The organism is Paenibacillus sp. Y930, assembly GCF_056786375.1.
In genome coordinates this window covers 105,247-117,434 of sequence record NZ_JBXCIX010000005.1, presented here as the reverse complement: position 1 = coordinate 117,434, position 12,188 = coordinate 105,247, and the positions used below count along the sequence as shown (strand labels likewise).

At 39.4% G+C, this 12,188-nt stretch carries 10 protein-coding genes; 6 read left to right on the top strand and 4 right to left on the bottom strand.

Annotation, left to right across the window (positions count from 1 at the left end; genetic code table 11):
- Positions 1 to 9 precede the first annotated feature (9 nt).
- On the bottom strand, positions 10 to 960 hold the full coding sequence (locus AC1TO5_RS15545; RefSeq protein ID WP_482063748.1) for a substrate-binding domain-containing protein: 951 nt from the start codon (positions 958 to 960) through the stop codon (positions 10 to 12).
- Between the two features lie 377 nt (positions 961 to 1,337).
- Between AC1TO5_RS15545 and AC1TO5_RS15540 the strand changes: the two genes are divergently transcribed.
- Positions 1,338 to 2,171, top strand: coding sequence for an HAD-IIA family hydrolase (locus tag AC1TO5_RS15540; protein ID WP_482063747.1), 834 nt, complete (start codon positions 1,338 to 1,340; stop codon positions 2,169 to 2,171).
- 103 nt (positions 2,172 to 2,274) lie between these two features.
- Here AC1TO5_RS15540 and AC1TO5_RS15535 read toward each other — a convergent pair whose 3' ends face one another.
- Together AC1TO5_RS15535 and AC1TO5_RS15530 are read right to left on the bottom strand one after the other, a co-directional pair.
- A complete protein-coding gene (locus AC1TO5_RS15535) occupies positions 2,275 to 3,303 on the bottom strand; it encodes an NADH:flavin oxidoreductase/NADH oxidase (protein WP_482063746.1) in 1,029 nt (342 codons plus the stop codon).
- Positions 3,304 to 3,448: 145 nt separating this feature from the next.
- Entirely contained in the window at positions 3,449 to 4,282 is an 834-nt protein-coding gene (locus tag AC1TO5_RS15530) for a TetR/AcrR family transcriptional regulator (protein WP_482063745.1), read from the bottom strand.
- A 98-nt stretch (positions 4,283 to 4,380) separates the two neighbouring features.
- Here AC1TO5_RS15530 and AC1TO5_RS15525 point away from each other — a divergent pair, with 98 nt between their 5' ends.
- The gene (locus tag AC1TO5_RS15525; RefSeq protein WP_482063972.1) at positions 4,381 to 7,458 is read left to right on the top strand and encodes an efflux RND transporter permease subunit; all 3,078 of its coding nucleotides are present in this window, start codon (positions 4,381 to 4,383) and stop codon (positions 7,456 to 7,458) included.
- Between the two features lie 135 nt (positions 7,459 to 7,593).
- Here AC1TO5_RS15525 and AC1TO5_RS15520 read toward each other — a convergent pair whose 3' ends face one another.
- Positions 7,594 to 8,424, bottom strand: a complete 831-nt coding sequence (locus AC1TO5_RS15520) for a sugar phosphate isomerase/epimerase family protein (protein ID WP_482063744.1) — start codon at positions 8,422 to 8,424, stop codon at positions 7,594 to 7,596.
- A 310-nt stretch (positions 8,425 to 8,734) separates the two neighbouring features.
- Here AC1TO5_RS15520 and AC1TO5_RS15515 point away from each other — a divergent pair, with 310 nt between their 5' ends.
- The 4 genes from AC1TO5_RS15515 (at position 8,735) to fba (ending at position 12,155) form a co-directional block, all read left to right on the top strand.
- Positions 8,735 to 9,778 carry a LacI family DNA-binding transcriptional regulator gene (locus AC1TO5_RS15515; RefSeq protein ID WP_482063743.1) on the top strand — a complete coding sequence of 348 codons (1,044 nt, stop codon included), beginning with the start codon at positions 8,735 to 8,737 and terminating at the stop codon, positions 9,776 to 9,778.
- Positions 9,779 to 9,859: 81 nt separating this feature from the next.
- Positions 9,860 to 10,312, top strand: coding sequence for a VOC family protein (locus AC1TO5_RS15510; protein ID WP_482063742.1), 453 nt, complete (start codon positions 9,860 to 9,862; stop codon positions 10,310 to 10,312).
- Between the two features lie 66 nt (positions 10,313 to 10,378).
- A complete protein-coding gene (locus AC1TO5_RS15505) occupies positions 10,379 to 11,080 on the top strand; it encodes an SDR family NAD(P)-dependent oxidoreductase (RefSeq protein WP_482063741.1) in 702 nt (233 codons plus the stop codon).
- Between the two features lie 217 nt (positions 11,081 to 11,297).
- The gene (gene fba, locus AC1TO5_RS15500) at positions 11,298 to 12,155 is read left to right on the top strand and encodes a class II fructose-1,6-bisphosphate aldolase (RefSeq protein WP_482063740.1); all 858 of its coding nucleotides are present in this window, start codon (positions 11,298 to 11,300) and stop codon (positions 12,153 to 12,155) included.
- The last annotated feature ends 33 nt before the right edge of the window (positions 12,156 to 12,188 follow it).

Below are 12,188 nucleotides of genomic sequence, written 5' to 3'. Positions count from 1 at the left end.
ATACTCCAATCACTTGGTTACAATGGTAGTTTTAATATACTGTTTTTTCTGAACATTACCTTGCTTAAAGTATTGGTTCAACGTCTCGATTGCTTGAATGCCAATTTGTGCGGGTTGTTGGACGATAGAAGCGTGAATTAATCCTTGAGACAGTAATTGTTCTGTATTGGACAAGTTATCGAAACCGTATACAGCGACATTGTTGTTCTCCATCGATTGTAGTCCTTCGACAATGCCGATCGCATCTAAGCCGCTAAAACCAACGATAATTTTAATGTTGGGATTTTTCTTCATCATATCAACGGTTTGCTTCGCTGCTTCTAATTTAGAAATATTAGATGATCGAATATCAACAATGTTAATGAGGGATTGTACAGCTACTTTTTCTTGAAATGCCTCCAAACGCATCGTTTGATTGCTAGCTTGCTCACTTCCGATAATAACGCCAATTTCGGTGTTGCTACTAACTTGTTGAAGGACGAGTTCGCCCATCTGTTGACCAGCTAATTGATGATCAGTTCCAATATAAGCAATACGATCACTCTCCGGGGCATCCATATCTACGGTTACGATAGGTATTTGCTTCGCGGAGGCATGAGCAATCAGGTCGAGATATTCGGGTTCGTCTATCCCCTGGGCAATAATCCCATCAGGTGCCGATGCAATAGATTTCTGTAACAGCTGTATCTGCTCTTGTATATTATTGGTACTAGGTCCGATATATTGAATATCGATATTCAAATTGTTCGCACTATCTTTCGCACCTTGCTCCATTTGTTTCCAAAATGGATTGTCAACTTGTTGTGCAATGAAAATGATATGTTTTCGGTCTAGTTGATTGTTATATGTTCCATCTAGTTGTGAAATATAGCTATCAGTTTGAACAACGGATGCAACGAATCGAGTAAGAAAGACCGCAACTATCGCAATTAATACAATAATAAATATTCGTTTGACCATGATAACACTTCCTTACTGTAATGATAGGGGTCAGCTTATCGCGAAAATAGCTGTAATATGAATATTATAACTGGTTTATGTTAGTTATATGTGAGTAGTGGAAATTTATCATCTTAAACTTTTTGTAGCTTCCTGTAATACTTCCAGTAACAAAAAGTAACATCGGAAGCATAAGCCATTTGTAGCTTCCTGTAATACTTCTAGTAACAAAAAGTAACATCGGAAGCATAAGCCATAGCTCCGCATTGCGTATATAGTTTTTAGAAGTTTATCTGTTGCTGCTAGCGACTCCGTTGTATGATAGAAAGAACGTGGTTAAATCTATCGTGGTAGATCGCGTTCATCAAGCTTATTAGGACACTAGGGGGAGATGCACTATGGCGAGCGAACATATTAAAGGGTTTATTATTGATTTGGATGGAACGGTATATACGGGGCAACAGGATATTCCGGGTGCAATTAATGGACTACGTAAGCTGCAGCAGCATGGTATTCCTTTTCTTTTTCTTAGTAATCGTGGAAATTATTCGCGGGCAATGTGTAAGGACAAGCTTGCAATTATGGGGATTGAAGTAGCTGCCGAGCAAATTGTATTAAGCTCAACCGTTACTGCAAGGTACTTGCGAGATCATTATCCGCAAGATGCGATATGGACGCTTGGTGATCCTGGCTTAGCGGAGGAATTACGTTCACATGGGCTAATTATTGCGGATAAGCCAGAGCAAGCCAAATGGCTAGTTATTACGTTACATGAATCATTGACATATGAAGATTTGAATAAGGCGTTTCGTGCTGTACGAGCTGGAGCGCAAATTATTGCTACGAATGAAGATCGCATGTTTCCAACGGAAGCGGGCGATTGCATTGATGTAGCGGGAATGATTGGTGCGATTGTCTATGCAACAGGAGTTGAAGTGACTAAAGTAATGGGCAAGCCGTCACAGATTATGGCGGATACAGCTTTATCTATTCTTGGTTTGCCAGCAGCCGAATGTATGGTGGTAGGCGATAGTCTTGCTTCTGACGTGATGCTTGGTAAGCTTCACGGAATGTCGACAGCACTTGTATTGACAGGATCAGCTACTAAGGAAGATGTAGAGCGTAGTGAGATTAGGCCAGATATTGTTGTAGAGAGCCTGGCTGCACTTATAGATCATTATATGGAAGTTCAAAAAGCAGACTTTGATAACGAAGCGATGCAGGAAGGTTAATCGGTATCACTATTATGATTTATATGATAGTAAAAACGCTCTAGCGATCAATATCTCGCTAGAGCGTTTTTTTGCTATTTTGAAAAAAAGCGGCAACGCACCGTTACATGCCACGTATATAAGGAGTGGGCGGATCGATATGACCTGTAACTTGCTTGACCGCATGCAATGCCCAATAAGGGTCATTGAGCATGCCACGTCCGATCGCAATTAGATCGGCGTCACCATTAGCGAGTACGGACTCAGCGATTTCAGGCTGTTCGAGATTGCCTACAGCAATAATAGGGATGCTTGGGAAGGCTGCTTTGAAAGCTCGCGCATAAGGGACTTGGTAGGCAGTATCATAGCTCGGCTTAACTACGGATGCTGGACCTTCGCCGCCTGTAGATACGTGGAAGCAATCTACGCCAGCTTCATAGTAACGTTTTGCTAACGCAAGGGAGTGCTCCAACGTATAGCCATTCTTCATATATTCAACTGCTGAAATACGGAATAATAACGGCATACTAGCGGGCATCACTGTTCGCGCAGCTTTTACGATTTGTTCGCCGAATAAAGCGAGATCCAAGCCGTATTGATCTTCACGCTGATTAATATTAGGTGAGTGGAATTGATGAATTAAGTAGCCATGCGCACCATGAATTTCGATACAATCGAAGCCACAAGCTACAGCTCGCTTAATTGCTGCTGCAAATTGTTCAACGATCACTTCTGTTTCCGCAGTAGTTAATGCATGAGGCTTGGGTGAAGTCTCATCATGTGTGACAGAAATAGCTGATGAACTAACTGGATTAGGATCATCCGTTGCTTTTCTGCCAGCATGAGCAATTTGGATACCGATCTTAGCGCCCTGCTGATGTGCAGCATCAACGATTTTTTTGAAGGCAGGGATATGTTCATCGGACCATAGACCAAGGCAACGATCAGAGATTCTACCTCTAGGCTCAACATTCGTCATCTCTACAATTATAAGTGCAGTGCCGCCGACGGCACGAGACGTATAGTGGACATAATGCCACTCATTAGGTATACCATCCTGTTCTTCAACAGCATATTGGCACATCGGAGCCATAACAATGCGATTTTTCAATGTCATATTTTTTATTGAAAGTGGTTGATCTATATAAGTCATCTCTCATCATCCTTTGTTGATTAATGGAATTATTCACAATAGTGACAAATTATTGACAATGGGCTTTGGGCGAGCTCAAAAGCAAGATCAAAAATTTCCAATTAGAAGTTGCAGTTGTTACAATGAAGTTATACATCTGAATGGTTTACTTTGCAAGGAGCTGTTCAAGACTAACGATAAGTAATCTGCAACGTGGATATTTTTTCAGTGTATTCATCATTCCCTTCATTATTGCTTGACTAGGGCTTTCTGTTTGGAGTTGTTCCAGTAAAATGACAAGCGAATCCGTTTCTAGTTGGTCTTCATTTGTACTCAATAATTGATTGATTTTCTCCACAGCTTGTTGCAATGTCATTGTATGTTCAGTCGAAGCACAATGATGATTGAACATCTCTTTAGTTACAAATCCCGTTGTTGCGTTATAAGCAATGGCATTCGTTTTATCAACTAGGCTATGAGATAGTAATGCAATATCGATCGGTAATTTATTCAGAATTAAGAACTCAGAATGACTTTTCATATTGCCTTTAATACATAGTAACAGATCGTATTTTATGGCTTCAATCGATGAACCATATACGTTGTCTATTAACTTTAATAAAGATATTGAAAACTGCGCATCATAAGCAGCCATCTTTGCATATAAATTTTGATTCATTTGATGCATTTGCTCCATAGCAAAGATTAAAGCAAATTTACGATGTTCTTGTAAAAATTCAAAAATAATGGAGTATAGTGAAAATAATTTGTGATCGCCAGGATAATCACTATTGACTACCTGGTCAATATCAGCGGATAATTCTGCCATGAAATGCTCGATTATTGAAATGACTAGCTCGTCTTTGGATTTGAAGCTAAGGTAAAAAGCACCTTTAGAGATTCCGCATTTTTCTGTTATTTCCTGTATAGACGTGGATTCAAAGCCTTTATCTGCGAATAATTCGATGGCGTGCTTTATAATTATCTTTCTTTTTGGCATGAAATAATCCCTCGCTTTTAGATTAGGTTGACATATGACCCATTAGTCATTATTATAAAAAATATAAGATAGAGAGTCAAGGAAGGATAGGTGTGCAAGTGAATTCGATCGTTAATTTTGTATTGAAAAATAAGTTAGCAGTATGGTTACTCACCATAATTATAACGTTTTCTGGTGTGTATTCGGCAACAAAGATGAATATGGAGACAATTCCAGAGATATCCATTCCGTATTTGATGGTTATGGATGTATATCCTGGGGCAACTGCTGAACAGGTAATGGATGAAGTTACCATTCCGTTAGAAAAAGTTCTGGAAAATTTAAGTGGAGTGAAAATGGTTGCGTCTACTTCCTATTCTAGCATGTCTAGTCTTCAAGTGGAGTATGACTATGGAACCGATATGGCTGAGGCAAAGCGTGAAATTCAAGCGGCGCTTGATGGAGTGAAACTGCCAGCTAATGCTCAAGAGCCGATGATTACGGCAATCAGCTTCAATATGATGCCTATTCTAGCACTGAGTGTAAGTAGTGAAACAGAAGACATTGTAAGTTTAACAAGTACAGTTGAAGATATTCTCCTTCCTAAGGTTGAAAAAATTGAAGGTGTAGCTTCGGCAACGATAACTGGTCAACATATTGAAGAAGTAGAACTTACTTATAACACTGACAAAATGGCTAGCTTAGGTGTTACAGAAGAGACGATCTCTAATCTCATCAAAGCAAGCGATATGTATACTTCTCTAGGTATTTTCGAATTTGAAGAGGCTGAACAGGCCATTGCAGTTGATGGTAAATTTATGACAATGGATGAGCTGAGCGATATGCTTATTCCAGTTACACCTACTGAGCAGCAACCATCTCCATTTGTGAAGTTAAGCGAGCTTGCTGAAATTGAGTTATTAGGTAAAGTTCAATCGCTATCGCGTACTAATGGTGAAGATGCTATTGCCATTCAAATTGTAAAGGCGCAAGATGCTAACACGGTAACTGTAGTTAATGAATTAAAAGAGTTAATGAAAGAAGAGCAAGCAAGCATCGAAGGGTTAGTTGTTGAAACAACATTAGACCAAGGTGCACCGATTGAAGAATCTGTACTTACCATGGTAGAAAAAGCAGTATTCGGTGGATTAATCGCCATTCTTATTATTCTATTATTCCTACGTGATTTCAAATCAACAGTTATATCTATCGTATCTATTCCGGTATCATTATTTATGGCATTACTAGTACTGAACTGGCTAGATATTACGTTGAATATTATGACATTAGGTGCAATTACGGTAGCGATTGGTCGTGTTATTGACGACTCCATCGTCGTCGTCGAAAATATATATCGACGATTGCATCTGAAGGATGAGAAGCTGTCAGGTCGTGCGCTTGTTCGTGAAGCAACACTTGAAATGTTCAAGCCAATCTTCTCCTCAACAATAGTAACCGTTGCAGTATTTGCTCCACTTGTGTTTGTAGGTGGAATGATTGGCGAACTATTCTTGCCATTCGCGTTAACGATGAGCTTTGCGTTAATTGCATCATTAATTGTTGCAATTACAATTGTTCCAGCGCTGTCTCATTTCCTATTCAAGAAAAAACTTTATGCTCCGAAAACAGAGAGCAAGCATAAAGAAGTTGGCAAGCTAGCATTGAAATATAGAGGCGTACTAGAATGGACGCTTAAACACAAAGCGATTACGTCTATCATTTCCCTTGTTATATTAGTAGGTAGTTGTTTATTAACTCCATTCATCGGAGTAAGCTTCCTGGGCAGTGAAGAAGAGAAAGTAATGTATATTACGTACTCTCCTAAAGCAGGCGAGCTGAAGGAAGACACGATCAAATACGTAACGGAAGTAGAGCAAAAGCTAATTGCGCGTGATGATGTTGATATCGTTCAACTATCTATTTCTGATAGTGCAGATATGATGTCAATGATGGCAGGCGGAGCAGGTGGATCGTTAATGTATGTGATCTTCGATCCTGATATGAAGAACTTCCCAGAGGTTCGTGAAGAAATTGAAGAGTATGTGAAAGATATTGGTCACCCTGGTCGTTGGGGAAGTCAAAACTTCTCAATGGGTGCGATGTCTAGTAACGAAGTAACTTATACATTGCATAGTGAAGATTTAGATACAATGAACGAAGCAGTTCTAATGGTTGAAGAAGTGTTACAAGGAAGTTCCTTGCTAGCAGATGTTTCCTCAACGAAAGAAGCAAGCTATGAAGCTTATACATTCCATGTTGAGCAATCTACGTTGCTGCAATATGGCTTAACAACGGCACAAATCGTGATGATGCTATATCCTGACACATCGCAGCATGTGTTAACAACGGTTGAAAGTGATGGGAAATCCATTGAAGTCATTGTACAAAAAGAAGCAATAGCTCCAAAATCGTTGGAAGATATGCTGAAATTACCGGTACCAACAGCGCTAGGCACTACTGTTGAACTTGGTGATATTGTGGAGATTGAAGAAGGTTATGCGGTCAATAGTCTAACTCGTAGCCAAGGACAATATACAGCTACAGTATCAGGTACAATTATTGGTGAGGATGTTTCTAAAGCATCTAAAGATGTAGGCAGTAAGGTAGAAGCTCTGAACTTACCTAAAGGTGTTGAGCTAGGTGAGGCAGGAGCAATGGCAGATATTCAAGATGCATTTATGCAGCTAATCGTAGCTATGCTAGCTGCAATTGCTATTGTATACTTCATTCTAGTTGTAACATTTGGTGAAGGACTTGCACCATTCGTTATTCTATTATCATTACCGTTTATCGTTATTGGAGCATTCGCTGGATTATTCATAGCGGGTGAAACCATTTCTGTACCGGTTATGATGGGACTACTGATGCTCATCGGTATCGTCGTCACGAATGCGATCGTATTAGTAGACCGAATTATCCGTATGGAGCGTGAAGGACTTACATTACGTGAAGCAATATTAGAAGCTGGAACAACTCGTCTTCGTCCGATCTTAATGACGGCGATTGCGACGATTGGTGCGATGATTCCGCTAGCAATTGGTGGCGGAGGTGGAGGCTTTATCTCGAAAGGTCTTGCGATTACCGTTATCGGTGGTTTGGCGAGCTCCACAATACTAACACTAATTATCGTTCCTGTTGTATATGAAATGCTATCTAAATTATTGAAGAAAAATCGTCGTGAAGTGTTAGATAACTAAGCGATAAGAAATGAAAAAGCAGTTTGCGCTTGAACGTAATGTTCAGGTGCAAGCTGCTTTTTTATTGAGTGCAAGCTATGCGAAGTATAGCGGTCTGCATCATAATCCGAATGTAATCGTTAACGTAAAGATCGATTATATGACGAGATTAAGCTCACTAGCAACAGAACGGATATAGGTTGCGGCTGCATCATATTGCTCATTAGTAGATAGATGTTCAATCATAATCGGAATATCTCTTTGCAACAAACTTAACTGCTGTAGCAGCACTGCGTAATTAAGCTGTCCTTGTCCAGGGACGACCTCATCAAAGTGTAGCGTTAGATGAGGCTGTAGCACAATATCTTTGGCATGGACATTTTTAATATAAGGACCAAGCTTTTGGATAAAATCAATAATCAGTTGATCGTTATGATAGTAGGTATGAGGCGTATTAATAATATTGACAGGGTCAAAATGAACGGCAAAAGCTTTACGATCAATTGCTTTTACTAGCTGTACATAGCTGTCTACACTATTAGGAAACACCCAAGGCATCATTTCCAAAGCATAGAACGTACGAGTAGGCAAGGCAGCATCAATAATGGTACGAACGGTATCTACAATAAGGGCGAATGTATCGTTAGTTAGATTGTCTCGATGTGGTCCATCCCATTGCTCACCACGTGAACCTGCGATATTCACACATACTCCAGCACCTATTTCATTAGCTAAATTCAACCGTTGTACACAATAATCAATGGCGCTTTTGGCAACTTGCTCATCAGGACTTATTGGATTACTCCATGCTCCAACTTCGGCAATAACAATATCATATTGCTTAGCGACGGCAAGATACTGTGAAGCTAGATTCATATCACTACCGTCAAAGGGACAGGTTGTTGCGCGAAAACGAGCTTTAGATAACGCTTTACCCCAAGCTTCTGGAGTTTCTTGTTCGATAAATACTTGACCACCCAAACGCATAAGTCAGCCTCCTAAAACTTTTCATCAGCTACTTGATATACTTCTCGTTAATGAAAAGTTACTTCGTAAGCAGAAACCAAACTTTTCATCAGCTACTTGATATACTTCTCGTCAATGAAAAGTTACTTCGTAAGCATGAGTTGTGTGCAGCTACAGATAATGATAGAGTATCATGAACACGTGTTTATGTAAACGGGTAACATGAGTAAGAAGTACGCTACTTTATACAGCGATAAATGTTGACAATGGTGGAATTTTCACTATATGATAGACTTGTGAACACGTGTTTACATGGAGGTAGATTAATAAATTGAAAAAATCAGAAATTAACAGTATAGAGGTTGCCCGACTTGCTGGCGTGTCGCGCAGTACAGTAAGTCGGGTTGTCAATAATTATGCGAATGTCCCCTTTGAAACGAAAGAGAAGGTAATGAAGGCGATTAAAGAACTCAATTACTTTCCTAATGTCTCAGCTCAAATGCTAGCAGGGAAAAAATCTCGTACCATCGGATTATTTATGGTGAGTTCAGGCGAAGTTTCTGTAGACGTCCTGACGAATATGATGATTGTAAGTGTAATTGAAAATGCCTCGGATTATGACTATTACGTACTAACATACATCATTCGTGACACAACCGACGTAGCTACGATTAACAATGTGAAAGAGATATTTTACCAGCGAAGAATTGACGGTGGTATTTTTATCGGTACGGAGCATTATGAGCCATTTGTCGAGGAATTGATTCAAGAAGGTTTTATTATTGGTGTATTTGATCAAGAGCATCCGGAGTCTACAACAGGCAATCGGATCGTAGCAAATTTCAATAATGAATCAGGTATGAAGCAAGCGACTGATTATCTTGTAGGCCTTGGACATCGTGAGATCGGCGTTATTAATGGAAACATAAAGCGATTATCCGGTGAACGCAAATACGAGGGTTTCATGCAAGCGATGGAGCTGAATTCATTAGTAGTTAATTCAAGCTGGGTTGTGGCTGCTGATTTTACGGATGAGGCAGGATATAACGCTATGAAACAATTACTTGAACATCAAGAGTCATTACCAACGGCATTCATTGCAGCTAATGATAGTATTGCATTCGGGGCAATTCGCGCGCTTCGTGAACAAAACATTCAAGTGCCAAAGGACATCTCAGTCATGGGCTTTGATGATCATGTATTAAGTGAAAAGCATTCTCCACCACTAACTACTGTTAAAGTAGATTTTAAGCGTCTGTTCAAAGAATTAATGAATGTCTTAATTGCTAAAATTGAAAAACCAACAGATGAGATTAGGCAAGTTAGTGTGGATTGCTCATTAATTATCCGTGAGTCTTGCTTGCGTAAGGAATAATATAACGAATGGGATTTCGATGTGTTTTTCATTGCGAGAAGTATAAGAAGAGGTTAATGAAAAATTTTAGGAGGAATGAACATGGCAAATTTATTAGGCAATAAAGTGATTACGCAAATCGGAATATTAGTTGAAGATATTGAAAAGGTTAGTCAAGCGTATGCTTCCTTTTTTGGCGTAGAAGCACCACCGATTACCGTGACAGATGCCGTAGAGGTGTCACAAACAGAATTTATGGGTCAGCCTAGTGAGGCTCGCGCGAAATTAGCATTTTTTGATATGGGTTCTTTGCAATTGGAGCTGATTGAGCCTGACCATCATGAAAGCACTTGGCGTAATTATTTGAATGAGCATGGTGAAGGGCCGCATCATATTGCTTTTGAGATTGAAGGAATGAAAGAGAAGATTCAGCTGCTGAATGAGCAGGGCTTTGCACTACAGCAAAAGGGTGAATATACAGGTGGTCGTTACGCTTATATGGATACCTTCAAGGAATTGAAAGTGCTTATAGAATTGTTAGAGAATGACAAATAGCGTTAAATCGGCAGTTTTGAATATAAGATAACAAAAAAAGGAATAAGCAGAACGGGGGATGACGTAATGAATATTTTAATAACTGGAGCTAATCGAGGGCTCGGCTATGAAATTTTAGTTGAGGCATTGCAACGTGGGCATCATATTTATGCTGTATTACGTAACGAGCAGGCTGTCAATCAGTTAACCGCGTTGATGGAGCAGCGATTGGATGAAAGTCGAATTACGATATTATTATGTGATGTAACGAATGAGACTGAAATTTCCCAAGTCGCGCTGCAGCTAAAGCGTAATAAAGTAGAACTGCATAGCATTGTTAACAGTGCAGCTATATTAGTTGGTCGTGAGACGGCAATTGTTGATTTGGATATAGATGATGTGGTCAATAGCTTTGATGTAAACTTGTTTGGCCCGATGCGTATTGTGAAGCATATGCTACAGCTACTATCACAGCAAGAAAGCTCAATCATTAATATTTCTTCGGAAGCAGGGAGCATTACGAATGCTTATGCAGGAGATTATCCTTATTCTCTTTCTAAATGTGCGCTGAATTTGTTCTCAGAACAGCTGAAACGATGGCTGCATGCTCATGATACTCATGTATGGAGTATTCATCCAGGCTGGATGCGCACAGATATGGGAGGACCATCCGCGCCATTATCTCCGCAACAAAGTGCACAAGGCATTGTGGACATTATTGAACGTAAAGTTGCGATAGATTCCGCTTTTGCATTTATTAATTATAAAGGTGAAGCTATGCAGCTATAATACTGTAAATATATGATAAAATGATGAAGTTTTATTAAAAACTATCCAGTAGCATAAAATTTTTAGAATTTAGTCAAAAAGAATGCGATTACATTGTGTAATGTTACAATTTATACTCTATTACCATTTGTAATTCTAGTCCAAAATGGATATGATAAATAGGTATAGTTAACGAGATCGTTCTAGATTAACTAGTTATCATTAAGGAGGAATTATAATGGCATTAGAATCAATGAAAGATATGTTAAACAAAGCACTTAAAGAAGGTTATGCTGTTGGTCAATTCAACATCAATAACCTAGAGTGGACTCAAGCTATTTTGGCTGCTGCTCAAGCAGAACAATCTCCGGTAATTTTGGGTGTATCTGAAGGGGCTGCTCGTCACTTTGGCGGTTTCAAAGTTGTAACTGCAATCGTTTCTTCTCTTATCGATGAAATGAAAATTACTGTTCCAGTTGCTACACACTTGGATCACGGTTCTAGCTTTGATAAATGTAAAGAAGCAATTGATGCTGGTTTCACATCAGTAATGATTGACGCTTCTCATCATTCATTTGAAGAGAACGTTGCAATTACTAAATCAGTTGTTGAATATGCACATAGCAAAGGTGTTTCTGTAGAAGCTGAGCTTGGTACTGTTGGCGGACAAGAAGACGATATTATTGCTGAAGGCGTTATCTATGCTGATCCTAAAGAGTGCTTCGAGCTTGTTAAACTTACAGGTATTGATTGCCTAGCTCCTGCTCTTGGTTCTGTTCATGGTCCTTACAAAGGCGAACCAAACCTTGGGTTCAAAGAGATGGAAGAGATTTGCAAAACAATCAGCCTTCCTCTAGTTCTTCACGGTGGTACTGGAATCCCAACTGAGCATATTAAACGTTCTATCTCTCTTGGAACTTCCAAAATCAACGTAAACACTGAGAACCAAATCGAATTCACTAAAGCAGTTCGTGAAGTTCTTAAAAATGATCTTGAAGCTTACGATCCTCGTAAATTCTTGGTTCCTGGTCGTAACGCTATTCAAGCTACGGTTGCTGGAAAAATGCGTGAATTTGGTTCTTCTAACAAAGCATAATATAATATTCAATGATTTCAAAAAAGCCATCTG